The sequence below is a fragment of the Plantactinospora sp. ZYX-F-223 genome, assembly GCF_039649625.1.
Taxonomy (GTDB): Bacteria; Actinomycetota; Actinomycetes; order Mycobacteriales; family Micromonosporaceae; genus Plantactinospora.
The window spans coordinates 283,356-308,490 of the sequence record NZ_JBDJAV010000003.1; the positions used below are offsets into that span (position 1 = coordinate 283,356).

Sequence of the window (25,135 nt, forward strand, 5' to 3'; positions counted from 1 at the left end):
TCGGGCACGGCGCAGAAGGAGCGATGACGGTGCGCGGAGCGGCGGGCGCGGATGAGAAGCAGATATTCGAGCGTCGAGAATCGGCGGTGCGGAGCTATTGCCGCCAATTCGACTGCGTATTCGACACGGCGGAGGGAAGCGTGGTCCGGGACGTCACCGGCCGCGAGTACCTCGATTTCGTCGCCGGTGCCGGTTCGCTGAACTACGGGCACAACGACCCTGACATGCGGGACGCGCTGATCGCCCATCTGGAACAGCGCGGGATGTCACACTGCCTCGATCTGTCCAGCTCGACCAAGGGTGCGTTCCTCACCGCGTTCGAGTCGTTGGTGCTGCTGCCCCGGGGGCTGGACTACCGGGTGCAGTTCACCGGCCCGACCGGGGCGAACGCCGTCGAGGCGGCGCTCAAGCTGGCCCGCAAGGTGACCGGGCGGAGCAACGTGGTCGCCTTCACCAACGGCTTCCACGGCGTCTCGCTGGGCGCGCTGGCGGCGACCGGGAACCGGCACCACCGGGTCGGCCCGCAGCTTCCGCTGCCCGGGGTGACCCGGATGCCGTACGACGGATACCAGGGCGCCGGGATCGACACCGCCGACCTGCTGGCGCGGATGCTGCCGGACCCGTCCAGCGGGCTGGACGCGCCCGCCGCGATCCTGCTGGAGACCGTGCAGGGCGAGGGCGGCCTGAACGTCGCCTCGGCCGGCTGGCTGCGGCGGATCGCCGAGTTGGCCCGTAGCAGCGGTGCGCTGCTGGTGGTCGACGACGTGCAGGCGGGCTGCGGTCGTACCGGCACGTTCTTCAGCTTCGAGCCGTACGGGATCGTTCCGGACCTGGTCGTGCTCTCGAAGTCGATTTCCGGGTTCGGCCTGCCGATGGCGCTGCTACTGATCCGTCCCGAGTACGACCTCTGGCAGCCCGGCGAGCACAACGGCACGTTCCGTGGCAACGCGCACGCCTTCGTCACCGCGCGGGTGGCACTGACGAAGTTCTGGTCCGGTGACGACTTCACCGCCGACGTGGCGCGCCGCGCCGACCTGCTCGCGCGCCGGCTGGCCGAGGTGGCCGACGCCGTGCCGGGCGCGGTGGTGAAGGGACGCGGGATGATGCGTGGCGTCGACGTCGGCTCGGGGGAGCTGGCCTCGGCCATCAGCCAGCGCTGCTTCGCGGACGGCCTGATGCTGGAGACCGCCGGCTCGCACGACCAGGTGGTCAAAGTGCTGGCGCCGCTCACCACTCCGGACGAGCTGCTCGACAACGGCCTCGACATCCTGCTGGCGGCGGCCCGCGCCACCACGGCGGCGGAGCCGGCCGCCGGATCGGACCAGGAAGACCGAGCGGAGCCGGCCGTCGGGTCGGAGCGGGACGTGTGGGGCTCCTCCGGCCTGGTGCCGGCGTGACCGGGCCGGCCCCGGTGGCGCCGGGTGCCGCTCCCGCCGTCGCGCCCCGCACCCCGGTCCCGGCCACCCGGCCGGGCGCCGGCCTGGTGCTGACCGCGCCGGGCGCGGACAACCGGGTCCGCTGGCGACCGGGTGACCGCCTGCACCACCTCTTCGAGCAGCGCTGTGACCGCTTCGCCGCCGAGGGTGATCCCGGGCACCTCGCCGTGGATGACGGCGGGCGCCGGCTGACCTTCGCCGAACTCGACGCCCGGGCCAACCAGTTCGGCCGGCTGCTGCTGGCCCGGGGCGTGCGACCGGGCGACCGGGTCGGGTTGCTCCTGGACCGGTCGGCCTTCGCCTATCTGGCCATGCTCGCGGTCTCCAAGATCCACGCCGTGTACGTCCCGGTGGACGCCAACTTCCCGGCGGACCGGATCGGCTTCGTCGTCGCCGACGCGGGAGTCGGGACGATCGTCACGCTCTCGACGCTGGCCGACCGGGTCGACGGCGTCACCGGCACGGTGATCCGGATCGACACCGACCCGGACCTCGACCGGTACCCCCGCCACCGGATCGCGCCGGACGAACGCGGGCCGGCCTCGGGCGACCTGGCGTATCTCATCTACACCTCCGGCAGTACCGGTCGGCCCAAGGGGGTCGCCATCGACCAGGCGAACATCTGCAACTTCGTCCGGGTCGCCGTGGAGTGCTACGGGCTGCGCCCGGACGACCGCGTCTACCAGGGGATGACGATCGCCTTCGACTTCTCGGTCGAGGAGATCTGGGTGCCGCTGGTCTCCGGCGCGACGCTGGTGCCGAGTACCGCGCCCGGGGCGCTGGTCGGCAGCGACCTGGCCGGCTTCCTCACCCGGCAGCGGGTCACCGCACTCTGCTGCGTACCGACGCTGCTGGCCACGATCGAGGAGGAGCTGCCGGAGCTGCGGTTCGTGCTCGTCTCCGGCGAGGCATGTCCGGCGCATCTGGTGGAGCGGTGGCACCGGCCGGGCCGCACGCTGCTCAACGTCTACGGCCCGACCGAGACGTCCGTCACCGCCACCTGGACCCGGCTGGAGCCGGACCGGCCGGTGACGATCGGGGTGCCGCTGCCGACGTACTCGGTGGTGATCCTGGATTCCGACCACCGGGTCCTGCCGGCCGGCCAGACCGGAGAGATCGGCATCGCCGGGGTCGGCCTCTCGCCGGGGTACGTCAACCGGCCCGACCTGACCGCCCGGGCCTTCATCCCGGACCCGGTAGGTATCCCGGGCAATCCCTCGGGACGGATCTACCGGACCGGTGACCTCGGCCGGATCACCTCGGACGGGCAGCTCGAGTACCTGGGCCGGATCGACAGCCAGGTCAAGGTGCGCGGGTACCGGATCGAGCTGACCGAGATCGAGTCGGTGCTGCTGCGGCTGCCGGAGGTGGCCCAGGCGGCGGTGACGACGTACCAGCCGGAGCCCGGCGTCGTCGAACTCGCCGCCTTCTACACCCGGCGGGCCGGTGCGGCGGCGCTGGATTCGGCGGCGGCGCTGGCCGCGCTGCGGACCCGGCTGCCCGGCTACATGGTCCCGGCCTATCTGGAGGAGCTGCCGGAGCTGCCGACGCTGCCCAGCGACAAGGTGGACCGCAAGCGCCTGCCGGCACCGTCCGGGCCGCGTGCGCTGCCGACGACGCCGCTGGTCGCCCCGGCCGGGCCGACCGAGTCCGCGCTCGCGGAACTCCTCGCCGACCTGCTCCGGGTGGACCGGGTCTCGGTCCGGGACGACTTCTTCACCGACCTCGGCGCCGACTCGCTGGTGATGTCCCGGTACTGCACCCGGCTGCGGGAACGGCTCCGTGCCGACGTCTCGATCAAGGACGTGTACCTGCATCCGACCGTCCGCGCCCTGGCCACCGTCGTCGGGGCGGACACCCCGGCGACACCACCCGAACCGCCGCGCCCGGCGCACCGGGTGCCGAGCAACCTTGAGTGGTACGGCTGCGGGGTGCTGCAGACCCTCTTCGGGCTGGGCTACCTCGTGCTGCTCGCCGCCGTGGCGCTCGCCGGGTACACCTGGATCACCGACGGCGCCGGCGCGGTCGACGTCGCGCTGCGGTCGCTGAGCTTCGGGGCGGCCTGGTTCGTCGTGCTGGCGGTGCTGCCGGTGGCGCTGAAGTGGCTGCTGGTCGGGCGGTGGCGGGCCGGCACCTTTCCGATCTGGGGGCTGCGCTACCTCCGCTTCTGGGTCGTCAAGCGGATGATCCGGGCCAACCCGCTGGTGCTCTTCGCCGGATCGCCGGTCTACAACCTCTACCTGCGCGCGCTGGGCGCGAAGATCGGCCCGGGCGCCCTGGTGCTGTCCCGGTCGGTGCCGGTCTGCACCGACCTGATCGAGATCGGCGCCGGATCGGTCGTCGGCCGGGGCGCGAGTTTCCTCGGCTACCGGGCCGAGGCCGGCTGGATCACCACCGGCCCGGTCCGGCTCGGCCGGAACGTGCAGGTCGGCGAGGGCAGCGTGCTCGACCTCGACACCGTACTCGGCGACGGCGCGCATCTCGGGCACGCCTCGTCGCCGCGTGCCGGGCAGGTGGTACCGGCCGGAGCGCGGTTCCACGGGTCGCCGGCGGTGCCCGGCGGGAGCGGCAACCCGGTGGCGGAGCCCCAGCACTGCTCGGCGGTGCGCCGGGGCGGCTACGGCACCGCCCAGCTCCTCGGCCGGGTAGTGGTCGACACCCAGGTGCTGGTCGTACTCGCCGCCGTGGCCTTCGCGCTGGACATCAGTACGGTCTCCGGGTCGTTCCTGATGTTCGTCGGTGGCATCCTGCTCGGCGCGCTGCTGGTGCTCGCCGTGCCCCGGCTGGCGAACCTCTTCCTCGCCGCCGACCAGGCGTATCCGCTCTACGGCTGGCGGTGGATCTGCTTCCAGACCGTCTCCCGGTTCAGCAACGTCCCGTACTTCAACCTCCTCTTCGGAGACAGCTCGTACGTGATCGGCTACCTCCGGGCGATCGGCTGGCGGTTCCGGCAGGTACGGCAGACCGGCTCGAACTTCGGCTGCGGGCAGCGGCACGACACGCCGTTCCTCTGCGAGGTGCGCGGCGGGGTGCTGGTCTCCGACGGGCTGTCGATGGGCAACGCCCGGTACTCACACACCTCGTTCGCGCTGTCCCGGGTCACCATCGGCGCGGAGAACTTCCTCGGCAACCGGGTCGTCTTCCCGGCCGGGGCGCGGGTCGGCGACAACTGCCTGCTGGCGACGAAGGTGATGGTACCGGTCGACGGCCCCGTCCGGTCCGGCGTCGGGCTGCTGGGCTCCCCGCCGTTCGAGATCCCCCGGTCGGTACGCCGGGACGCCGGCTTCGACGACCTGAGGGCCGGGGACGGGTTCCGCCGCCGGCTGTCCCGGAAGAACCGCTCGAACCTGCGCACCATGGGCTGGTACCTGCTCAGCGGCTGGCTGCTCTTCTACCTCTCGATCCAGACCGTGGTCCGGGTCGAGGGCATCCACGACGGCGCCCGGCCGAACCTGGTCACGTTCAGCGCCGGGCTTCTGCTCGCCCTGCTGCTGATCGTCGGCTACTCGGCCCTGCTGGACTGGCTCTGCCTCGGTTTCCGCCGGCTGCGCCCGTTGCGCTGTTCGATCTACGACCCCCGGTACTGGCGGCACGAGCGCTACTGGAAGCTCACCGGGGTCGGGCACCTCGGCCTGTTCAACGGCACCCCGCTCAAGCCGTTGCTGCTGCGGCTGCACGGCGTACGGGTCGGCCGGCGGGTCTTCGACGACGGCTGCGGGATACCGGAGCGGACCCTGGTGCGGATCGGTGACCACTGCACGCTGAGCGAGGGGTCGACGCTGCACTCCCACTCGCTGGAGGACGGGACGTTCAAGACGGACCGGATCCGGCTCGGTCGCGGCTGTTCGGTCGGCACCGGCGCGCTGGTGCACTACGGCGTCGAGCTGGCCGACGCGGTGGTGGTGGCTCCCGACTCGTTCGTGATGAAGGGCAGCAGCCTGCCGGCCGGCACCGTCTGGCGGGGCAACCCGGCCCGCCAGGTGTCGGGGCCGGGCGCCGCCCCGATCGGCGGTCGGCCGGCGGAGTAGCCGGGACGCTGACCGGCCACGGAGGACGGACCGTGGCCGGCGTCCTGGCCGGAGTCTGGCGTCCTGGCCGGAGTCTGGCGCGGAGCCCTGGTCGGAGCGCGTTTGACAGCCGATACATAACGGTTAAGCTATAACCGTTATGTATCGGCCGGCAGGGCTCGTGCCACGGGTGGCCGGCACCGCCACCAGGGGAGGGACGACCCATGACCGAGCACGCCGTCCGGCCCGCCGCGACCGCCGCGCCGCCGGACGTACCCGGAAGGACCGTGACCGACGGCGGCGGGCGCCGCTCGCTCGCGCCAATCGCCTGGCGACCGCTCGGCGCCGTCGCCGGCCTGGTCGCCGCGTTGCTGCTGGCCACCAATGGCGGCTACGGCTACCACCGCGACGAGCTCTACTTCCTGATGCTCCGTCCCGACTGGGGCTACCGGGACCAGCCGCCGCTCACTCCGGCGATCGCCCGGCTGGCCGACACGCTCTTCGGCGGCTCGCTCTGGGGCCTGCGGGTGCCGGCCACCCTCTTCGTGCTGGCGGCGCTGCTACTGGCCGCCCTGCTCGCCCGGGAACTCGGCGGCGGCGCACTCGCCCAGACCCTGGCCGCGTTCGGCCTGGGCACCGGGGCGACCACGCTGATCTTCGGGCACGTGCTGCTGACCGCCGGCTTCGACCTGGTGGTCTGGCTCGGCATCGTGCTCTGCGCCGCCCGGGCACTGCTGCGCGACCAGCCGCGCTGGTGGCTGGCGGCCGGAGCCGTACTCGGGATCGGGCTCTACAACAAACTGCTCGTGGTGCTGCTGCTGATCGGGCTCGGTGCCGGCCTGCTGGCGGTGGGACCGCGCCGGATCCTGGCCGGTCGCTGGCTCTGGGCAGGCGTCGCACTCGCCCTGCTGATCGGCGCGCCCAACCTGGTCTACCAACTCACCCACGAGCTGCCCCAGGCCGACATGGCCACGGCGCTCGCCGACGACAGGGGTGCCGAGTCGCGGAGCACGTTCGTGCCCTTCCAGTTCCTGCTGATCGGACCACCGCTGGCAGCGGTCTGGATCGCCGGCCTGGTCGGGCTGCTGCGTCGCCGACCGTGGCGACCGGTACGCGCACTCGCCGTGGCGTACCTGGTGGTCTGCGTACTGGTGCTGGTGTCGGGCGGTCAGCACTACTACTCGTACGGGCTGCTCGGCGCGCTCTTCGCCGCCGGCTGTGTGGTGCTGGCCGACTGGCTGCGGCGGGGGCGACGGCGGCTGCGCGCGACCGTGGTCGGCACGGCATACCTGGTCAACGCGTTGGCGAGCGCGGTAATGGCACTGCCGCTGCTCCCGGTCGAGGTGCTCGGGGACTCGCCGGTGCCCGGGATCAACGTCACCGCCGCCGACTCGGTCGGCTGGCCCCGCTACGTCGACCAGGTGGTCCGGGCGTACGACGAACTCCCGCCCGCCGACCGGGCCGCGGCGGTCGTGCTGACCGCCAACTACGGCGAGGCCGGCGCCCTCAGCCGGCTCGGCGCCGACCGGCTTCCCCCGATCTACAGTGGACACAACGAACTGGGCTACTACGGCCCGCCGCCGGAGTCGGCGACGGTGCTGGTGGGAGTCGGGGTGGGCGAGGTGGGCGAACTCCGCCGATACTTCGGCGAGTGCCGGATCGCCGGACGGCTCGACAACGGAGTCGGGGTCGACAACGAGGAGCAGGGCGTGCCGATCGTGGTGTGCCAGGACCGCCGGCTGGCCTGGGCCGAGCTGTGGCCCCGGATCCGGCACTTCGACTGACCGTGAGCATGGCGGGGTCGGTTCGTCGGTGCTGAGCTGATCTGCCGGCAGTAGTGGGTGTGACCCTTGGCCTGACTGGCCTCGTGCCTTCGAGCTGACGTGTCCGCCCGCTGCTGCCGGCGCCGGCCCGGGGCTGACACGGGACAGTGCCCCGGCGGCCGTTCTGGTTTGATACGGCGGTAGCGGTGCGGATGGCACCGCACCGTCACGTGCCGGTCGTTTGTCGCGAAATCATCCCGTCCCGAGGGCAACCGATGACCGGCAGGCTGCGTCGTGTCAGATGTCGGTCCGGGATTAGGACAGTGAGGGGTACCGGTGCGAAGGCGACTACCGAACCTTTTTCCACCTCCCCTTGCGGTCCGCAGTGGCCGCAGGTGGAGGCTGGGACGCGCGCGCCACGCTGTCCAGGTTGGAATAGGTTGGCTGCTGCGCTCGTGCGTGCTCGTGGTGCTCGTCGGTGCGGGCGCCGCCTGCAGCGAGTCCGATCCGGAGGCCCAGACCCCCGGTCTGGCGGCCCGGGGCACCACCATGACCACGGCGAAGCCGGCCCGGCAGGATCTCGACAACCGGGTCAGCCTGGCCGGCAAGGTCACCATGAACCCGGTATTCGGGGTGGTGGCCCCGGTCGCCGGGCAGATCCGCTACCGCGACATCGAGCCGCCGGAGAGCCCGCCGAGCAAGGCGACGCGGGTGGCCAGCATCTGGGCGAAGGGCAGATCCCACCGGGTCGACGTACCGGCCGGTGCCGTCTTCGCCGGCCGGCTGGTGGACGACCGGTCCACCGTCGCCGCCGGGATGCCGGTGGTGTCGGCGAAGCGGATCGGGTACGCGCTGGTCGCGGAGATCGACGGGGCTCAGGCGTACCAGATCTCGGACTCGCTGGCGACCGTGCAGGCCCAGATCAAGAACGGCCCCGGCCCGTTCGCCTGCAAAGTCCTCGGCACCATCGCCGCGCTGCCGGCCGGGACGATCCCGGACCCGCCGGCACCGGAACCGTCAACCGGCCCGTCGACCGGCCCCGGGGCGCCCCCGGTCGTGCCGGTCGGCCCGCCACCGGATCCCCGGCAGCCGGTCGAGCCGTCCGAGCCGACCGGCATGCGGGTGGTCTGCACGGCGCCGTCCAACGTCAAACTGATCAACGGTGCCACCGCCACCCTCGAGGTGGTCACCGCCCGGGCCAGGAACGCGCTGGTGCTCCCGGTCGAGGCGGTTGCCGGCGGTCAGGGCCGCGGCAAGGTGGACGTGGTCGGCCCGGACGGCAACCGGGAGACCCGGGACGTGGTGCTCGGGCTCAGCGACGGCAAGGTCGTGCAGATCACGTCCGGGCTGACCGGTGAGGAGACGGTCGCCGTACCCGGCCCCGACCTGCCGCCGGCCAAACCGGCGCAGCCGGGTGGCCCCGCCGACCCGATGGGCGGGAAATGACGGCGCTGCTGGAGCTGCACGGCATCACCAAGACGCTGAAGGGACAGCAAACGCCACGGACCATCCTCGACGGCGTCGACCTGACCGTCGAGAGTGGAGAGAGCGTGGCGATCCTCGGCCGGTCCGGCTCCGGCAAGAGCACCCTGCTCAGCCTGATCGGCCTCTTCGACCGCCCGGACGGCGGTCGCTACCTGCTCGGTGGCCGGGACATCACCCGGCTGCCCGAACGCCGGGCCGCGGCCCTGCGCAGCGCCGAGTTCGGCTTCGTCTTCCAGCGGTTCTTCCTGCTGGGGCACCTCACCGCCGCGCAGAACGTGGCGATGGCCCTGGTCAACGGGCAGGGCTGGCTGTCCCGCGGCAAGCGCCGGGCCCGCACCATGGCCGCACTCGACCAGGTCGGCATCGCCCACCTCGCGAAGCACCGTCCGGCCCGGCTCTCCGGCGGCGAACAGCAGCGGGTGGCGGTGGCCCGGGCCCTGGTCCGGGAACCACGTCTGCTGCTGGCCGACGAGCCGACCGGCGCGCTGGACACCGAGACCGGCAACCTGGTGATCGAGGTGATGCGCTCGGCCACCGAACGGGGCTGCGGGCTGATCCTGGTCACCCACGACCGGGACCACGCCAACAAGATGCGCCGGGTGTTGCGGCTCAGCGACGGGGTGCTCAACCCCGTGCCCACCACCCCGGACGAGGGGTGGACGCCGGAGTCCGCCACGCCCGGGTCCGCCACGCCCTGGACCGATCCGGCCGCCGCGACGCAGGCCGCCCCGTCCGGGACCGCTCCGATCGGCGAGTTGGACGGGGCGACCCGGTGATCCGGCTCTCCGGGCGGTTCCGGTCCGCGCTGATCATCGGCGTCCAGGGCATCCGGGCCCGCAAGATGCGTACCTTCCTGTCGATGGTCAGCCTCTTCCTCGGCGTACTGGCCGTGGTGGTGGTGCAGGCCGGAGCCGAGACCCTCGAACGGGCCCAACTGGCCAACCTCGCGCTACAGGTGGGCAAGGACGGCACCCGCCAGGCGTACCTGCCGGCAAGTCCGGAGAGCGTCCAGGTCAGCACGGACACCCTGGCGAACCGGCCGGACGCGGTGGCGATCTCCACCCGGCGGGCGGTCGTCGGCGAGCCGGGAGTTGCCCCGATCAACCCCGGCGGAGCCCCGTTCGACCAGCCCGGCGGCTACGGTGGCCCGGGCGGCCCGATGTACTGCGACCAGTACGGCTGCCGGCCGATCTTGCCCGGCGGTGACGCGGGGACACCCGTACCGGGTCAGGCGATCGAGCTGACCCTGAACACGCTGACCGGCGACATCCGCCAGTTCAAGCCGTTCCGGAGGGTCTCCGGGCAGTGGCTGGACTTCACCTCGGCGCCGTCCCTGGCGCCCCGGCTGGTGCTCAATCTGGAGGCGGCGAAGGGCTTCAACCGGTACCAGGTACCGGCCGAGATGCGCATCGACGGGGCGACCGCCAACCCGACGCCCCGGATCGTCGGCGTGGTCGACGACGGCAACCCGCAACCGGTCGCCTACTCCCGGGCGGACGAACTGGCGAACTGGTTGTCCCCGGCGACCGGCCCCAGCGAATTCGGTCCCGGACTCCAGGTGATGATGGCTCCGACGGCGGGCGAGCTGGAACGGCTGCTGGTGCTCCGGCTGACCGCGACCGGAATACCGGCGGACCAGATCCACTTCGAGACGATCCAGGCCCGCAAGGAGATCGCCCGGGACCTGGCGTTGATCCGCTGGATCTTCCTCGGCATGGCGAGCCTGGTCCTGCTGATCGGGGTCGCCGGCATCCTCAACGTCGGGCTGGCGACCGTGGGGGAACGGGTCGAGGAGTTCGCGCTGCGCCGGGCGGTCGGCACCTCGCGGCTGCTGCTGGCCGGCATCGTCCTCGCCGAGACCCTGCTCACCGGCCTGCTCACCGCGGCCGCCGCGATCGGGGCGTCCGCGCTCGCCCTGAGCGTGGCCGGTACCCTCTTCGCCGACCAGGCGCCGTTCCTCGAAGACATGGTGTTCCCGTGGCGCGCGGGAGTCGCCGGCGTCGTCGCCGGCCTGGTGGCCGGGCTGCTCGGCGGACTCATCCCGGCCATCCGGGCCGCCCGCATCCCGATCGCGACCGTCATGCGCGCCTGACCGGCTGTACCCCCTTCGGCCCGTCCGACCCGATCTCGTCCGTCGCGCGCCGCCGTGTCGGCTTCTGCGCGCCGCCCGAGGAAGTGGCCGGGAGATACCTTCCGGTCGGCCGCATGCTTGGCGACCGGCCGGGAACGGCACACGCACCGGCACCGGGTCATCCGGGCCGGCTCGGCGGGACGACTCGGCAGCGAGGGTGGTGGGGGATGAGCGCGAAGAGGCGACCGGTGGACGAGGACCCGGGCGGGCAGCTCCAGCCGGACGACGCGGACGGCGTTCCGGCCGCCCTGGACGGGCAGAACCGTGGTCCGCAGTCGGTCGGGCCGTGGGGGACCACCGGCGGCACCGAGGATCGGGACGCCCCGTGGGGCGCCGCCGAGGACTCACCGCTGGACGAGGGTAGCGAGGAGGCCGGCCTGCCACCCGCGCGACGCGGCGAACGGCGGGCCGACGCGCAGCCGCCCCAACCGTGGGCGCAGGGCGCCGGCAAACACGGGTTCGGCCCGGTCGAGCCGACCCGTACCCCGGAGGCGGGACCGGGCGGCGCCCCGTCCGATCCCGCGCCGGGACGCCGGTTGTTTCCCGACGACACCGCGCTCGACGACCTCCGCAACAACCCGCTGGAGGAGCAGACCGGCATGCACTCCGAAGGCGTCAGCCGGCACGAGTAAGCGCGTCACCCCCTGGACGTGGCACCCCGACCGCCGCGCTCGACCGGAGGATCAGGGCGTGGCCGAGGGATCGGCGAGCGCCAGGGCCTGGCTGGGGCAGATGCGGATCGCCTCGCGTACCCGGCCGATCGTCTCCGCGTCCTCCGGGGCGCTCCGGAGGACGATCACGGTGCCGTCGTCGTCGCGCTGGTCGAACACCGTGGGCTCGGTGAGTACGCACTGGCCGGCGCCGACGCAGCGGTCCAGATCAGCCGTTATCCGCATCGCGTCTCCTACCAGGTGACCGGGAGGGAGTGCAGGCCGTAGACGGTGGAGTCGTCCTTGAACGACAGCTCGTCGGTCGGCGCGGCCAGCCTGAGGCCGGGAATGCGGGTGAAGAGGGTGTCGAAGACGATCTGGAGTTCGACCCGGGCGAGATTCTGTCCCAGGCACTGGTGGGCGCCGAAGCCGAACGCGATGTGGTGGCGGGCGGCGCGTTCGATGTCGAAGGTGTCGCCGTCGGTGAACGCGGCCGGGTCGCGGTTCGCCACGTTGCCGAGCGTGACGACGCCCTCGCCGGCGCGGATCAGTACCCCGCCGATCTCGACGTCCTGCACCGCGATCCGGGAGGTGACGTACTCGGCGATCGTGAAGTACCGGAGCAGTTCCTCGACGATCTGCGGCGTACTGGCCGGGTCTCTCCGCAGCGCGGCCAGCGCCTCCGGCCGCTCCAGCAGCGTCATCGTGCCGAGGGAGATCATGTTCCCGGTGGTCTCGTGCCCGGCCAGCAGCAGCAGGAACCCCAGACCGGCCAGATCCTCGTGATCGGCCCCCTTGGCCAGTTGCCGGCTCAGCAGGTCGTCCCCGGGCGTCTTCGCCTTCTCCGCGATCAGCGTGGCCATGTAGTCGCGGATCTCCTTGGCCGCGGCGAAGCGCTCCTGGGCCGGGGTCGACCGGAGCAGCAGGTTGGCCGAGCGGTCCTGGAAGAAGTCGTGGTCGGCGTACGGCACGCCGAGCAGTTCGCAGATGACCAGGGACGGCACCGGCAGGGCCAGCGCCGCAACGAGGTCGGCCGGACGTGGCCCGGCGAGGACGGCGTCGACGCAGTCGTCGACGATCTGCTGGATGCGCGGGCGCAGCGCGTTCATCCGCTTGATGGTGAACTCGCCGACGACGGCGCGGCGGGCCTCACCGTGCTCCGGCGGGTCGAGCCCGATCAGCAGCGGCCGCTCGTCGGCACGGCGCTGCTGACCGGGGGGCTGCAACGGATATCCCTCGCGATAGCGGTCGGAGCTGAACCGTGGATCTGTGAGCATGGTGCGGATGTCTTCGAGGCGGCTCAGCGCCCATGCGGTGGAGCCGTCCGGGAGGGTCACCCGGGCCACCGGCTCCTCCCGTTGCAGCCGCAGGTGTTCGGCGGGTGGCGCGTACGGGCAGGTGCGCTTGAGGGGAAGTACCGGAGAAGCGGCCATCGTGTCCTCTCCCATCGCCAGGGATGATCAAGCATACGAAGTTGCTCTCGCCGAACCGAGCGTACCGTCATCCGGAAGTCCCGCCGTCCACGTTGGTGGCCCGGCGCCGCCGGTCCGGCTCAGCCGGCTCCGGTCATGGTGACGACGAGGTTGCCGTACTTGCCGCGGTCCAGGTGGCGGTGCGCCTGTGTGATCCGCTCCAGCGGGTAGCGGTCCGCGATGACCGGCCGGAGCGTGCCGGCCTCCGCCAGCTCCCGCACGAGCTGCAGGTCGCGAGCCTTGTCCGCCGCCTTCCGCAGCCCGGTGAACGCGACGACCGCCTTCTTCCTGCCGAACGCCGCGGTCCACGGCATCTGGACCAGCAGGCCCAGCGACGGCACCGGGCTCAGATAGCGTCCGGCGGGGTTGAGCACCCGGCGGCAGCGCCCGAACGAACTGGTGCCGGCCACGTCGAAGACGACGTCGTAGGTCTGGCCGGCGCGGGTGAAGTCCTCCCTGGTGTAGTCGAGGACCGTGTCGGCGCCGAGCTCGCGTACCAGGTCGAGGTGGGGTGTGCTGCACACCCCGGTGACCCGGGCGCCGAAGTGCCGGCCGAGTTGCACGGCCGCGCTGCCGACACTTCCGGAGGCGCCATTGACCAGGAGCGTCTGGCCGGGGCGCAGTCGGGCCCGGTCCCGCAGGAACGCCAGCGCGGTGCCGTCGGCCAGGGCGACCGCCTCGGCGAAGTCGAGATTGGCCGGCTTGGGCGCGAGGGCACCGTCCTGGTGGACGCGGACGTACTCGGCGTGCGCGCCGAAGTCGGGCCCGGTGATCCCGACGACCTCGTCGCCGACCCGCAGCCGGGTCACGCCCGGCCCGACCGCCTCGACCACACCGGCGAACTCGGAGCCCAACACCGTCCACTTCGGCCGGCGGAGCCCGAAGAAGAGCCGGGAGAAGCCCGGCGAGCCGCGCCGGGCGGTGCCGTCGGTCACGCTGACCGTCGCGGCGTACACCCGGACGAGGACGTCCTCCTCGCCGGGAACGGGTGTCGGGACCTCCTCGACCCGGACGAGGTCGGCGGGACCGTACGTCCGGTACACGGCTGCTCTCATGGCTGCTTACCTCCGGTGTCGGGGTACTGGAAGACCTCTTCGAGCGGCACCGCGAAGACGTGGGCGATCTGGAACGCCATCTCCAGTGACGGCGAGTAGCGGCCCTGCTCGATCGCGATGATCGTCTGGCGGGTCACCCCGATCCGCTCGGCGAGCTGGGCCTGCGTCATTTCGCCGGCGGCGAAGCGCAGGGCGCGGATCGAGTTGGTGACCCTGGTGGGCTTGACCACGGCTACATGCCCCTGCGGTAGGCGCGGAGCTTGACCACCGACCCGACCACCGCGGAGGCGACGAAGCCGAGGTAGAGCACGTTCGCGATCCAGAAGTGCTCGGCCTCGAACAGCGCCAGGCCGAGCGCCGCGAGCGCGGCGGCCATCAGCAGCCGCTGCCCGATGCGGTCGCCGAGCCAGTGGATCTCCCTGTCCCGGACGTCGCCGGAGTGGCTCTCGCTCGGGCGGGCGATCTCGACCGCGATGCGGACCACCATCGACGCCACGATCGAGACGCCGATGGCCAGCAGCAGCGTCGACACGTATGTCACCGCGGACACCGGTGTGCCGGCCAGCCGGCCCAGCACCACCGCGAGATAGCCGAGATAGACGGTCACCGCGACCACCAGGTCGACCCAGGTGCCCTTCTCCTCGTACGACATCCTCGCCACCTTCGAGAGGTAAAGAATCTTTGACATGTCGAAGAGTAAAGAACGGCAGACACCATGTCAAGCTTTCTAGACACGACGGGATCGGGTGCACGGCTCCCCGGCCCGCCGGTGCGTCAGCTTTCGGCGGGCAGTAACCGCAGCCGGCTCGCGGCGTCACCCCAGATCGAGTACCCGTCGACGTACGGCCGCAGCAGCGCCGTCAGTTCCGGATCCCCTCGGCCGTTGAGGTCGTCCGAGGCGATCCGTCGAGCCGTCCCGGCGAGGAAGTCGGCGACCTGCACCCGGGGATCGAGATGCGACTCGGCGAACCTCAGGCCGGTCAACCGGCCGCTCGGGGCGTACCGGAGCAACGCCGGGTCCGGCTTGCCGAACAGTTCCCGCAACTGCGCCACGGACTCGGCGGTCAGCGCGGTCTGGATGTCGTGGACGATCGACACCGGACGGTCCGCCACGCTCCAGTACGAGACCGCCCGGACCAGTGCCGGCAGGATCGGGTTGAGCGCCGGAACCGCCCTCGGATCGGCGTGCAACCGTGCCACCAGAGACTCCAACCGTGGCCGGGCCGCCCTGAGCGGCTCGAGGATCTCGCCGACCGGCCCTGCCGGACCACTCGCCCCGACCACCTCGACCAGCTCGAAGAACGAGTCGACCGAGACCCGTACGCCGCGCCGGTTCCTCGGCCGCAGCAGATAGTTGAACGAGCCCAGCAGCGCGGTCCAGCGCTGCGGTCCGAGCGCGGCCGGACCCTCCCGGTGCAGGGCACGCGCCAGGGCCGTCGCCCGGTGGCCCTGGTGCAGCCCGAGGCTCGCCTCGTAGCCGAGGTCGTCGACCAGCAGGTTGACGAGCTTGCCGACGACGAAGAACGTCTTCTCGGTCAGGTGCACCCGGGCGTACCCGGACAGCGGCCCCTCGGCACCGAGCAACCAGACGAGCACCGGGCGGTGCTTCTCCCGCAGCAGGTGACCGGCCTTGTATTCGGTGGCCGGCGAGCGGATCCGGTCCCGCAACTCCAGGACACAGGTCGTCGCCGTCTCGGTGTCCAGTTCCGTGCTGGCGTGCGCGAAGACGTCGGTCACCCCGCCGACCAGCCGTTCGCCCTCCGAGCCGGATTCGTCGCAGGCGATCTCAAGGGGTTGGTCGGCCGTGTCTGACCCTGCCATCCGGCCTCTCCGTCCCGGTCGTTCCGCCCGGCCACCCGACCCCGCGCCGGTCGACTCGCCCAGCTCGCGCAGATCCAGCCTGCTGACCCGGGCCGAGTCCGGCAAGCGGAATTTCAGGCCGGCACCGCGACCGCCGGCGGCCGCACCGGTCACGGACGGGCCCGGCCCGCGACCGCCGGCGCTCGTCCCGTCGGCCGGCGGCCATCCGGCTCCGCCACCGCGCGGCCTGCCGGCCCATCCCGCCGCGCCCCACCGGGGCGGGCCGCCGCGACACCTCTCTCACCGGAGGGCCGTCGCTGGTCGACCCGAGCCATCGACTTTGGTTCAGATGAATTCGCCCAACGGCCGTTCCGGTCACCGGCACCCACCCGGAACCGTGGCATGGGAAGGCGCGCCGCCCGGCCCGAGACGTGCACCCGGGTCCTCCCGGTGCGGTGACAGTCCCGGGGCCGAGCAGCGTGGAAGCCGCGATGGCGAGCAGCGAGGAGCCGCAGATGCCCGACCCCCGAGTCGTTCCGGCCGATGTCCCGGCGACACCAGCCGGCCCGGACACGAGCGTCCCGGGCCCGCCCCCGTCCCGGTGGCGCCGGATCGGCCCGGTCGTCGCGCTCTGGCTGCTCGCCCCGTGGGCGGCGGAGTGCGCGTGGGGCGGCTTCACCGTCGACGACTACCCGCTGGTCCTGGTCTTCCTGGGGCCGCTCTACGGCTCGGCCGCGCTGCTCATCCGGGAGACCGCCCGGCGGACCGGTGGCGGGTGGCCGGCGATCGTGCTGCTCGGCGCGGCGTTCGGGATGATCCAGGCCGGGCTGGTCGACCAGTCGCTGTTCAACGACGCCTTCCTGGACGACACCGAGTTCGCCGACGCGGCCGCCGCCGCGCGGGCGACGATGGTACCGGGGCTCGGGTTCAGCGCCCAGAACGCGCTCGGGTATCTCGGCGGGCACGTCGTACTGAGCATCTGCGTTCCGATCGTGATCGTAGAGTCGTTCGTCCGGCCGGCCCGGCGCGCCGAGCCGTGGCTGGGCCGGTTCGGTCTGCTGGTCGCCGGGGTCCTCTACCTGCTCGGCAGCCTGCTGGTCTTCTCCGACGACGGCGGCCGGAAGGGCTTTTTGGCCAGCCCGCTCCAGCTGTCGTTCGCGGCGTTGACGGCGCTCGCCCTGACCGGCGCCGCGCTGCTGCCCAGGTGGCGGCGCGGACGTCGACCGGGCGGGCCCAACGCCCCGGCGGTCGCCCGAGCGCCGCATCCGATCTGGGCCGGGCTGGTGGTGTCCGGTGCCCGGCTCGCCGCCGACCCGGTGCCGAACTGGATCGGCGTCGCGATCGGAGCGGCGGCCAGTACGGTCGCCGCAGTGCTGATCGTGCGGTGGTCCCGGCGTACCGGCTGGGGGCAGCGGCATGTCCTGGCCGCCTGGGGGGCCGGGCTGGTGGTGGCGGCGGCCGGGGCGTACGTGGTACCAAGCTACGCCGCCGCGTCGCCGACCCAGGCACTGGTCGCCGACCTCACGGTCAGTCTGCTCACGCTCGCGCTGCTCGGCGGGGCCTTCTGGCGGCTGCGTGCCGAACGGCCCGGCACGTCCGCACCGTTGCCCGGCAGTGCCTCAGCGGGGTAGCGGCCGGTTGGTGTAGACGGTGATGCCGTAGCCGGTGCCGTGCCGGACCCAGCCCACCGCGTCGTAGAAGGCGGTGGTGCCGGCGACCTGCGGGACGGTCAGCAGCCACGCCGGCCGGTCACCGGTCAGCGTGGCCAGCAGCCGCCGGCCGAGCCCGCCCCTCCGGACCGCCGGATGGACGGCCAGCTCGGCGACCTCCAGCCAGTCGGCGAGCGTCTCGGCGGCCGGTCCGAGCAGCCGGCGTACCTGCCCGTAGGCGCGGTCGCCGGGGAACGGCGTCGGGGTGGTCAGCCCGACCGCGAACCCGGGAACGGCCCGGTCCGGGCGACCGGTTCCGACGGTCCCGCCGTCGTCGGCCAGGACGGCGGCGAAGCCCGGCTTCCCGGCCCAGTCGGTCAGCAGCTCACCGAACCGGGCGGCCCGCTCGGGGGAGTCGTTCCACGGCGGCGCGCAGAACACCGCCGCGTACGTCTCGACCAGCCGGTCGTGCAGGGCGAGCGCCTCCGGCCCGGTCAGCCGCCGCAGTGCGGGTACACCGGTGCGCTCCGGTCGGGTCACCCGGCCGACCGGTGGGCCCGGACCAGGATGTCGATCGCCGCCCGGTCGGCGTCGACGACCGGGCGGCGTACCCGCTCGGCCCGGTCCACCGACGGGCCCGGCAGCCGGGCCGTGATCCCCTCCGGGCTGTACAGCACGGCCGGGTCCTGCGGCCCGCCGACGCCGTGCCGCAGATTCTCCACGTCGTGCCCGACCACCAGCAGCACCCCGCCCGGGGCGAGGGCCCGGGCGGCCCGGTCCAGCACGGTGCCGAGCTGCTCGGACGGCAGTTGCAGGTACGCCACCAGCACCAGGTCGAACCGGTCCGGCTCCGGAACGTGGTCGAGCAGATCCGCGATGACCCACTCCACCTCGACGCCCGCCGCCTCGGCGAGGGTGCGTCCCTTGGCGATCGCGACGGCGGAGAAGTCCACGGCGCTGACCTGCCAGCCCCGGCTGGCCAGCCAGATCGCGTTGCGGCCCTCACCGGCGGCGAGGTCGACGGCCGGCCCCGGTGGCAGATTGGCCAGCTCGGCGTCGACGAACCGGTTGGGTTCGGCGCTCCAGAGCAGCTCCGTCGCGGCGTAGCGGCGGTCCCAGTCCGAGGCGTCCACGATCCGGCAGCCTACCCGCCGCCGGTGACGCTCCGAGCCGGATCGTCGATCAGGTCTTCCGGAGAGCCCGACCGGACGGGGCCGCCCGAAGCCGGAGGTGAGCACGGGGGCGCCTTCCCAGACATTCGCGGCCATGAAGCAGAACATTCAGCAGCCTAGATCGGAAGGAGGTTTACAGCTTTGAAAAGTTTCGATAGCTTGACCATAACTTTCGGTTCGGCGGCCAAAAGTTGCCAGGAGACAGTTCGGGCGAGGTCGCGGCGCTCTGCGACTCCTCGCCGGCCCCGTCGCTTTGGCCTGCGCCGGGTAGACCGATGGGAGATCCATGCTGGACATGCGATTCCTCCGCGCCGGCCCCGGCCCGGTCGAACCCCGACCGGCCGTCACATCGCCACCGCCGTACCGCCGCCGGCGGGGACGGCGCCCCGGCCTGCGCCTGCTGCCGAGACCGGCCCGCTGTCGAAGAGGGGCCCGGTGTTGAGGAGGATCGGAACAATGGGTAAGCACAGCATCGACCGCCGCGCATTCCTGCGCGGGCTCGCCGGCACCACCGTCGCGGTCGGCGCCGCGACCCTGACCGAGGTGCCGGCCGTGGCCGCCCCGGACGGTCGGGGCGGCGGCGGTCGGCTCATCCCGAAGGAACGGACCGGCATCCAGCTCTACAGCGTGCGTGACAAGATCGCCGAGTACGGCTTCGCCCGGGTCTTCGAGGAACTGTCCCGGATCGGCTACCGCGAGGTCGAGTTCGCCGGTTACACCCAGGGCAGCGCGGGCGCCATCACCCCGCAGCAGATCCGGCGGCTGCTCGACTGCAACGGGTTGCGCGCCTCCGGCAGCCACCGGGGGCTGGGCGACTTCCGGAACAACCTCGACCAGGAACTGGACATCGCCCGTACCCTCGGCATGCGCTACCTCGGCACCGCGCAGGCACCGACCGAGGACCGCACGGTCGACGGTTACAAGGCGGCGGCCGAGGAGTTCAACGGCTGGGGTGCGCGGGCCGCCCGTTGGGGCATCACCATGTACCAGCACAACCACACCATCGAGTTCAGTTTCGCCACCGACCAGCCGTCGGTGCGCCTGTACGACGTCTTTCTGGAGCACACCGACCCCCGAGTGGTGGCGCTGGAGATGGACATCCTGTGGGCGTACGGCGGGGCGCGCAAGTACCCCGGGTTCCGGCCGATCGACTACGTGAACGCCCACCCGCACCGCTATCCGCTCTTCCACGTCAAGGACGGGGTACCGCTGCCGGACCCGCAGCAGGGCAACTCGTACGCGGACGTGGAGTTCGGGCTCGGCGAGATCCCGTTCGCCGAGTTCTTCGCGGCGCTGCGCGGGCACGGCCGGCACGGATACCTCTGGGAGCAGGACACCGCGCCGGCCGTACAGCCGAATCCGCCCGGCTCGCTCGGTGCGGCCGAACGCAGCTACCGGCGCATGCGTGCGCTGCGGAGGAAGCGCTGAGCGAGTTGGTGGACGCCACCGGGGTCGGTGCGCCGCACCGGCTCCGGCGGGTCCGGCTCCGGCGGTCGATCCGGTCGGGGCGACGGACCGGGCTGGCGCGGTGCCGGGCCGAGCTGACCGGGGGATGACCCTCGTGGCCCCGGCTCAGATCGATGCCCGGGGCAGAAGGGCGTAGACGTCGCCGGATCGACCCAGCGGGCGGAAGCGTTCGAGCAGTCCTGTCAGGTCGGCGGCGTCCAGCCAGCGCTCGCTGGCGAACCGCATCGTCTCGATGGGCGAGTAGTTGTAGCGGTACCCGCCGGCCGTCGTACCCAGCCGGTCCACGATGTCGAGTGCGGTGAGCGCGGCATCGTGTGCCGACGGGAGGTACTCGAACGACAGCGCGGGCAACGGTCGGCTGAGCCCGGCGAGCACGTTCGGCTCGAATCCCTCGACGTCGATCTTGCAGAACGCCGGTACCCCGTACGCCGCGATGAGCTCGTCGAGGGTCGTCACGTCGACCTTCACCGCGCGGTCCCAGCGCACCTGCTCGAAGCTGCGGTCCCTCGTCACCGACCGGATCCAGTCCGCCGACATCGTCGAGACCGTCGGGGTGGCGGTGGAGAGTGCCATCGTCGCCCGACCCGGTCGAGCGCCGAGCGCCGCCGGCACGATGCTGACCCTCCGGTCCCGCCGGAAGCCCCAGCGCAGGACGCGCAGGCAGTCCGGCTGCGGCTCGACGGCGACAACCCGGGCGCCCAGCCGCCGCCAGATGCGTACCCGACCGCCCACGTGCGCCCCGATGTCGAATCCGACATCCCCGGCCGGAGGAACTGGCCGTAGAGTCGTGCGGCCCGGCGCTGGGTGACCGGTCGGCAGTGGTAGAGCAGCAGGGACCGGGCGATACCTCTGGCCCGGGTGAACATGGTCTCAACGTAACAGCGGCGATTGCTCCCCGCCCGCCGACGGGACGCCGGTCAGGCCCAGGTGAGGCGCTGGCGCAGCAGCGACTGCTCGGCGGGGTTGGCGGTCAGTGCCAGGGCGCGCTCGTCGGCGGCGCGGGCCTCGTCCGGACGGCCCAGGTCGCGCAGCAACTCGGCCCGGGTGCCGTGCGGCAGGTGGTAGCCGTCCAGCGGGCCTGCGCGGGGTCGGCGGCGCTCGGCAGGTACGCCTCGTTGAACAGCAGGTACACCACGGCCAGGACCTCGGCGAGGCGCTCGCCGAGCTCGTCGTCGGCCGGAATCCGGTACGGGATGCCCGCGTCGGCGATCTTGCGTTTCGCCCGGGTGATCCGCTGGCCCACCGAGGCAGCGCCGCCGGCTTTCGGTTGGGGTGATGATCGCGGGTTCGGTAGGGTGGGAGCCGGTGTGCCGGGAAGTCTGGTCGGCGGTTCATTCGTCGACCCCACCGGAGGCACCGTGATGGCCACCCCTGGCAGCCGCATGCCGAGCCTGTTCTCCCGGGGGAGTTGGCCCGAGGTCCGCCGGGTCGGCGACATCCTGCGTACCGAGACCGTCGGCGGGGTGTTGCTGCTGATCGCCGCCGTACTCGCGCTGGCCTGGGCGAATTCGCCGTGGTCCGAGGCGTACCGGTCACTCGGCGACTTCACGATCGGCCCGGCCGCCCTGCACCTGGACCTCTCCCTGGCGACCTGGGCGGCCGACGGCCTGCTGGCGATCTTCTTCTTCGTCGCCGGGCTGGAGCTCAAACGCGAGTTCGTCGCCGGGGACCTGCGGGAACCCCGCCGGGCGATGCTGCCGGTCGCGGCCGCCCTCGGCGGCATGACGGTGCCGGCCCTGATCTACACGGCGTTCAACCTCCGGGCCGGGGACGGGGCGCTGGCCGGTTGGGCGATCCCGACCGCCACCGACATCGCGTTCGCCCTCGCCGTACTCGGGGTGATCAACACCCACCTGCCGGCGGCGATGCGCACGTTCCTGCTCACCCTCGCGGTCGTCGACGACCTGCTGGCAATCGTGATCATCGCGGTGTTCTACACCAGCGCCCTGCACTTCGGCTGGCTGCTGCTGGCGCTGGTCCCGCTGGCACTCTTCGGCCTGCTGGTCCAGCGGCGGGTGCGGTCCTGGTGGCTGCTGCTGCCGCTGGCCGCGGTGACCTGGGCGCTGGTGCACGCCTCCGGGGTGCACGCTACGGTCGCCGGGGTCGCGCTCGCGTTCACCGTGCCGGTGTCCCGGCGCACGCCGGGGCCCGGCCCGGGGCTGGCCGAGCACTTCGAGCACCGGTTCCGGCCGCTGTCCGCCGGGGTCGCGGTGCCGGTCTTCGCGTTCTTCGCCGCCGGGGTGTCGGTGGTCGGCGCGGGCGGCCTGGGTGCGTCGCTCACCGACTCGGTCGCCGTCGGGGTGGTGGTCGGGCTGGTCGTGGGCAAGGCCGTCGGGGTCTTCGGGGCGACCTGGCTGGTGCAGCGGTTCACCCGGGCCCGGCTCGCCGAAGGACTCGGCTGGTGGGACGTGTTCGGGCTGGCGCTGCTGGCCGGGATCGGCTTCACCGTGTCACTGCTGATCGGCGAGCTGGCGTTCGGTGCCGGCAGCGAACGCGACGACCACACCAAGATCGGCGTACTGCTCGGCTCGCTGCTATCGGCACTGCTCGCCGCGGTCGTGCTGCGCGCCCGTAACCGGCACTACCAGGGGATCTGCATGGTCGAGGAGCGCGACAGCGACGCCGACGGGGTGCCGGACGTCTACGAGGACGAGGACCAGAGCACTCGGGGATGAGCCGGGTACCGGCTGCTGGTCGGTCTCTGCGACCCGCCGAGCCCGGCCGCCGTCGCCGGTCGGCTCCTCCGGCGGTCCACATCGGCGCGGTACGCTCCGCCGTGGTGTGCCGGGAACGAGCTGACTACGGCGGGAGGTCCGGCGCCAGCGCGGCGGCCAGCCGGTCGAGCCAGGGCGCCGGATCGGCCCCGGCCGGCGGATGCGCGCCGGGCAGGGCCGACCAGTCGACCGTCCAGCCCCGGACCGCCGCCGGCCGCAGCAGGTCCGGGTCGGGGATCCGGCGCAGCAGCGTACGGAGCAACCGGGCCGGCAGGCGTACCCCGGGCAGTTCGGCGAGCAGCACCGCGTCGTAGAGGTCCTTTCCGGCCGACAGCCCGTCGGTCGCCTGGTCGGTGCAGAGCCACTGGAGTTTCCAGGCCAGCGAGAGTTCCGGCGTCGCCGCCCACACCACCGTCGGCGGGTCGGTCCCGTCCCGCCGGGGCACCGCGAGCAGCCGGGGCGGCTCGGGCAGCCGCTCGTCGTACGCGAAATCGAGCTGTACCGTGCCGGAGAGCGCGTCGCCGACCCGCCAGGGCACGAGGAGACGGCTCCCACCGCCGCCCTCCTCGGCGAAGTCGCGGTATCCCGAGTCGTACGAGTAGCCCCGGGTGTTGTCCTCGGTGATCGCGTCCGGGTCGATGCGGAGGTCGTCGCCCGCATCGGGATGCCGGCGCAGCAGTTCGACGACGTCCTGGTGCGGACTGGGCAGCAGCGCGGTCTCCGCGGCCTCGACCCAGTGCAGCCCCTCCGGGGGCAGCCGCGCCGGCAGCCCACCGGTGTCGAAGTCCTCGAACATCCAGGGCTCGTCCGGGGGTACCCCGTGCACCGTCTCCGGCCAGAGCCGGACCGGGTCGAGGCGGTCGATGTAGGGGTGCGGGTGCAGGTCGTCGAGCGGGATCGGTGCGCCCGGCCGGACCACCCAGTCGAGGTCTCCGGGCTCGCGTGCCCGGTCACCCACCCACGACCGCATGGTCATGCTGCCGCGCAGCACCAGGGCATCGCCGCAGGGTGCCGCCGCGACCAGCGCCAGTATGTGATCGAGCACGGCACGCCGGGCCGCCCGCTCGTCGGGCAACCCGACTCCGGCCCTCGCTGGGCTGTCCACGCCGGGCAGGCTACCGGGCCGGTACGACGGGCAGTCCCGCCCGGGCGTAGGCCGCCGGCGAGCGGCGTCAGGCCGGGCGGCGACCCGGCCGGTCGGTCAGGGCGCGGAGCCGGTCGTCGAGGGCGTCGAGATCCGGTACGAACCAGACGTGGTCCGCCTTGTTGGACTCCTCGACCAGGGCGCGCAACGCCGAACTGGTCGCGAGCTGCGCGGAGATGTCGCCGACCACCACCAGCCGCAGCCGGTAGTTGACGAACTTCTGCATGACCTCTCCGGCGAAGCGGGTGCCGAGGGAGAAGAAGCTCGGGTCCAGCCGGCTCGCCGGCACCGCCACCACCGTGGCGCCGAGGAAGGCCGCGCCGATCAGGTCCAGTGCGTCCTGCTCGGTGGCGATCGGCGGGCCGCCCGGGTCGCAGACCAGCACCGACACCCCGGCCCGGTCCTGGATCTCGTCAGGCATCCGCCACCTCCCCGCTGAGCAGGCCGTTGTCGCCGCGCAGCACGGCGTCGAGCAGGTGCAGCAGCTCGGCGGTGGCGGCGGCGTCACCGAGTATCACGATCTTCATTCGGCCTCGTTCCTCGTCGTGGACGGTCTGTACCCGCAGCGGGCGCCCGGGGTCGTGATTGGTGTTCGCCCCGGCGAGCAGGAAGGTGCCGAGCCGGTCGGCTCCGGACCGGTCGATGCCGTCGATCTGCACGATGCTCGACACCTCCACCGCAGCGGGGCCGCCGGGCCGGGTCGGGCCGGTGCCGGTCAGCGCGTCGAGGTCGGCCCGGGCGATCCGGTACTGCTTGCCGATCCGTACCGCCCGGAGCCGGCCCGAGCGGATGTAGCCACGCACGGTCCGGACGTGCAGGCCGAGCCGGTCAGCCACCTGCTCGACCGAATACATCTCGTTACCCATCAGCACCTAACCTACCCACGATAGGGCCTAATAGGGAACTTTGTTGGCACCGTCACTCGTGCGGTGCGTTCCATCGGGTGCTCGGACCGCCGCGCCGACGCCGGTCCGGCGACGGGGAGCCGGGGCGCGGCGCGGCGGCACCCGGGCGTGATGTCGATCGCGGCCGATACCTGCCGGCAACGGGCGGGCAAAACGCGGGAAACTCATGGCCCTTACGTTTCGATGCGACTCATCCACTGAGGCGCGCCTAGGGTTCCGTCGCCCCGGACAGGGGCGGGACTGGTCCGAGAGGCGCAGGCGGGGCCGGCGGCGCGGTCGGCGCCG

At 72.6% G+C, this 25,135-nt stretch carries 23 protein-coding genes; 10 read left to right on the plus strand and 13 right to left on the minus strand.

Annotated elements, in window-relative coordinates:
* Positions 1-23: 23 nt before the first annotated feature.
* From ectB to AAH979_RS04980, 7 genes are all read left to right on the plus strand, one after another.
* Positions 24-1,397, plus strand: coding sequence for a diaminobutyrate--2-oxoglutarate transaminase (ectB, locus tag AAH979_RS04950; protein WP_346256810.1), 1,374 nt, complete (start codon positions 24-26; stop codon positions 1,395-1,397).
* On the plus strand, positions 1,394-5,464 hold the full coding sequence (locus tag AAH979_RS04955) for a Pls/PosA family non-ribosomal peptide synthetase (protein WP_346256811.1): 4,071 nt from the start codon (positions 1,394-1,396) through the stop codon (positions 5,462-5,464). The genes ectB and AAH979_RS04955 overlap by 4 nt, the downstream gene beginning before the upstream one ends.
* A 203-nt stretch (positions 5,465-5,667) precedes the next feature.
* On the plus strand, positions 5,668-7,227 hold the full coding sequence (locus tag AAH979_RS04960) for a glycosyltransferase family 39 protein (protein WP_346256812.1): 1,560 nt from the start codon (positions 5,668-5,670) through the stop codon (positions 7,225-7,227).
* 438 nt (positions 7,228-7,665) lie between these two features.
* Positions 7,666-8,652: an efflux RND transporter periplasmic adaptor subunit gene (locus AAH979_RS04965; RefSeq protein ID WP_346256813.1), complete on the plus strand. Its 987-nt coding sequence runs from the start codon at positions 7,666-7,668 to the stop codon at positions 8,650-8,652.
* Positions 8,649-9,467, plus strand: coding sequence for an ABC transporter ATP-binding protein (locus AAH979_RS04970; protein ID WP_346256814.1), 819 nt, complete (start codon positions 8,649-8,651; stop codon positions 9,465-9,467). Before AAH979_RS04965 ends, AAH979_RS04970 begins: the two co-directional genes overlap by 4 nt.
* A complete protein-coding gene (locus AAH979_RS04975; RefSeq protein ID WP_346256815.1) occupies positions 9,464-10,783 on the plus strand; it encodes an ABC transporter permease in 1,320 nt (439 codons plus the stop codon). The genes AAH979_RS04970 and AAH979_RS04975 overlap by 4 nt, the downstream gene beginning before the upstream one ends.
* Before the next feature lie 206 nt (positions 10,784-10,989).
* The gene (locus tag AAH979_RS04980; RefSeq protein WP_346256816.1) at positions 10,990-11,454 is read left to right on the plus strand and encodes a hypothetical protein; all 465 of its coding nucleotides are present in this window, start codon (positions 10,990-10,992) and stop codon (positions 11,452-11,454) included.
* 51 nt (positions 11,455-11,505) lie between these two features.
* Here the strand turns inward: AAH979_RS04980 and AAH979_RS04985 are convergent, their stop codons facing one another.
* From AAH979_RS04985 to AAH979_RS05010, 6 genes are all read right to left on the minus strand, one after another.
* Positions 11,506-11,718, minus strand: a complete 213-nt coding sequence (locus AAH979_RS04985) for a ferredoxin (RefSeq protein WP_346256817.1) — start codon at positions 11,716-11,718, stop codon at positions 11,506-11,508.
* Positions 11,719-11,726: 8 nt separating this feature from the next.
* On the minus strand, positions 11,727-12,920 hold the full coding sequence (locus AAH979_RS04990) for a cytochrome P450 (RefSeq protein WP_346256818.1): 1,194 nt from the start codon (positions 12,918-12,920) through the stop codon (positions 11,727-11,729).
* Between the two features lie 104 nt (positions 12,921-13,024).
* The gene (locus AAH979_RS04995; RefSeq protein ID WP_346256819.1) at positions 13,025-13,999 is read right to left on the minus strand and encodes an NAD(P)-dependent alcohol dehydrogenase; all 975 of its coding nucleotides are present in this window, start codon (positions 13,997-13,999) and stop codon (positions 13,025-13,027) included.
* On the minus strand, positions 13,996-14,229 hold the full coding sequence (locus tag AAH979_RS05000) for a helix-turn-helix transcriptional regulator (RefSeq protein WP_346256820.1): 234 nt from the start codon (positions 14,227-14,229) through the stop codon (positions 13,996-13,998). The genes AAH979_RS04995 and AAH979_RS05000 overlap by 4 nt, the downstream gene beginning before the upstream one ends.
* Before the next feature lie 2 nt (positions 14,230-14,231).
* Positions 14,232-14,687, minus strand: a complete 456-nt coding sequence (locus tag AAH979_RS05005) for a hypothetical protein (RefSeq protein ID WP_346256821.1) — start codon at positions 14,685-14,687, stop codon at positions 14,232-14,234.
* An 86-nt stretch (positions 14,688-14,773) separates the two neighbouring features.
* Positions 14,774-15,820 (minus strand): hypothetical protein, encoded by a 1,047-nt coding sequence (locus AAH979_RS05010; protein ID WP_346256822.1) that lies wholly within the window; start codon positions 15,818-15,820, stop codon positions 14,774-14,776.
* 494 nt (positions 15,821-16,314) lie between these two features.
* Here AAH979_RS05010 and AAH979_RS05015 point away from each other — a divergent pair, with 494 nt between their 5' ends.
* Complete coding sequence (locus AAH979_RS05015; protein WP_346256823.1) at positions 16,315-17,430, plus strand: hypothetical protein; 1,116 nt, start codon at positions 16,315-16,317, stop codon at positions 17,428-17,430.
* Here AAH979_RS05015 and AAH979_RS05020 read toward each other — a convergent pair.
* Together AAH979_RS05020 and AAH979_RS05025 are read right to left on the minus strand one after the other, a co-directional pair.
* Positions 17,419-17,988: a hypothetical protein gene (locus AAH979_RS05020; RefSeq protein WP_346256824.1), complete on the minus strand. Its 570-nt coding sequence runs from the start codon at positions 17,986-17,988 to the stop codon at positions 17,419-17,421. The two genes, AAH979_RS05015 and AAH979_RS05020, sit on opposite strands and share 12 nt — an antisense overlap.
* Positions 17,985-18,581, minus strand: coding sequence for a class I SAM-dependent methyltransferase (locus AAH979_RS05025; protein WP_346256825.1), 597 nt, complete (start codon positions 18,579-18,581; stop codon positions 17,985-17,987). The genes AAH979_RS05020 and AAH979_RS05025 overlap by 4 nt, the downstream gene beginning before the upstream one ends.
* Before the next feature lie 495 nt (positions 18,582-19,076).
* Here AAH979_RS05025 and AAH979_RS05030 point away from each other — a divergent pair, with 495 nt between their 5' ends.
* A complete protein-coding gene (locus AAH979_RS05030) occupies positions 19,077-20,048 on the plus strand; it encodes a sugar phosphate isomerase/epimerase (protein ID WP_346256826.1) in 972 nt (323 codons plus the stop codon).
* 144 nt (positions 20,049-20,192) lie between these two features.
* Here the strand turns inward: AAH979_RS05030 and AAH979_RS05035 are convergent, their stop codons facing one another.
* Positions 20,193-20,819: an FkbM family methyltransferase gene (locus AAH979_RS05035; protein WP_346256827.1), complete on the minus strand. Its 627-nt coding sequence runs from the start codon at positions 20,817-20,819 to the stop codon at positions 20,193-20,195.
* A gap of 238 nt (positions 20,820-21,057) precedes the next feature.
* Positions 21,058-21,330 (minus strand): hypothetical protein, encoded by a 273-nt coding sequence (locus AAH979_RS05040; RefSeq protein WP_346256828.1) that lies wholly within the window; start codon positions 21,328-21,330, stop codon positions 21,058-21,060.
* 118 nt (positions 21,331-21,448) lie between these two features.
* Here AAH979_RS05040 and nhaA point away from each other — a divergent pair, with 118 nt between their 5' ends.
* Complete coding sequence (gene nhaA / locus AAH979_RS05045) at positions 21,449-22,762, plus strand: Na+/H+ antiporter NhaA (RefSeq protein ID WP_346256857.1); 1,314 nt, start codon at positions 21,449-21,451, stop codon at positions 22,760-22,762.
* Between the two features lie 124 nt (positions 22,763-22,886).
* Here nhaA and AAH979_RS05050 read toward each other — a convergent pair whose 3' ends face one another.
* The 3 genes from AAH979_RS05050 to AAH979_RS05060 form a co-directional block, all read right to left on the minus strand.
* Positions 22,887-23,906 (minus strand): nucleotidyl transferase AbiEii/AbiGii toxin family protein, encoded by a 1,020-nt coding sequence (locus tag AAH979_RS05050; RefSeq protein WP_346256829.1) that lies wholly within the window; start codon positions 23,904-23,906, stop codon positions 22,887-22,889.
* 67 nt (positions 23,907-23,973) lie between these two features.
* Positions 23,974-24,366 (minus strand): DUF4180 domain-containing protein, encoded by a 393-nt coding sequence (locus AAH979_RS05055; RefSeq protein ID WP_346256830.1) that lies wholly within the window; start codon positions 24,364-24,366, stop codon positions 23,974-23,976.
* Positions 24,359-24,811 carry a helix-turn-helix domain-containing protein gene (locus tag AAH979_RS05060; RefSeq protein WP_346256831.1) on the minus strand — a complete coding sequence of 151 codons (453 nt, stop codon included), beginning with the start codon at positions 24,809-24,811 and terminating at the stop codon, positions 24,359-24,361. The genes AAH979_RS05055 and AAH979_RS05060 overlap by 8 nt, the downstream gene beginning before the upstream one ends.
* Between the last annotated feature and the right edge of the window lie 324 nt (positions 24,812-25,135).

Bases quoted from the DNA above. Each gene is read 5' to 3' on its own strand.
- AAH979_RS05010 (WP_346256822.1), bottom strand. From the start codon at position 15,820: ATGGCAGGGTCAGACACGGCCGACCAACCCCTTGAGATCGCCTGCGAC.
- AAH979_RS05005 (WP_346256821.1), bottom strand. From the start codon at position 14,687: ATGTCAAAGATTCTTTACCTCTCGAAGGTGGCGAGGATGTCGTACGAG.
- AAH979_RS04960 (WP_346256812.1), top strand. From the start codon at position 5,668: ATGACCGAGCACGCCGTCCGGCCCGCCGCGACCGCCGCGCCGCCGGAC.
- AAH979_RS04990 (WP_346256818.1), bottom strand. From the start codon at position 12,920: ATGGGAGAGGACACGATGGCCGCTTCTCCGGTACTTCCCCTCAAGCGC.
- AAH979_RS04995 (WP_346256819.1), bottom strand. From the start codon at position 13,999: ATGAGAGCAGCCGTGTACCGGACGTACGGTCCCGCCGACCTCGTCCGG.
- AAH979_RS05060 (WP_346256831.1), bottom strand. From the start codon at position 24,811: ATGGGTAACGAGATGTATTCGGTCGAGCAGGTGGCTGACCGGCTCGGC.
- AAH979_RS04985 (WP_346256817.1), bottom strand. From the start codon at position 11,718: ATGCGGATAACGGCTGATCTGGACCGCTGCGTCGGCGCCGGCCAGTGC.
- AAH979_RS05055 (WP_346256830.1), bottom strand. From the start codon at position 24,366: ATGCCTGACGAGATCCAGGACCGGGCCGGGGTGTCGGTGCTGGTCTGC.
- AAH979_RS04980 (WP_346256816.1), top strand. From the start codon at position 10,990: ATGAGCGCGAAGAGGCGACCGGTGGACGAGGACCCGGGCGGGCAGCTC.
- nhaA (WP_346256857.1), top strand. From the start codon at position 21,449: ATGGCCACCCCTGGCAGCCGCATGCCGAGCCTGTTCTCCCGGGGGAGT.
- AAH979_RS04970 (WP_346256814.1), top strand. From the start codon at position 8,649: ATGACGGCGCTGCTGGAGCTGCACGGCATCACCAAGACGCTGAAGGGA.
- AAH979_RS05015 (WP_346256823.1), top strand. From the start codon at position 16,315: ATGCCCGACCCCCGAGTCGTTCCGGCCGATGTCCCGGCGACACCAGCC.
- ectB (WP_346256810.1), top strand. From the start codon at position 24: ATGACGGTGCGCGGAGCGGCGGGCGCGGATGAGAAGCAGATATTCGAG.
- AAH979_RS05030 (WP_346256826.1), top strand. From the start codon at position 19,077: ATGGGTAAGCACAGCATCGACCGCCGCGCATTCCTGCGCGGGCTCGCC.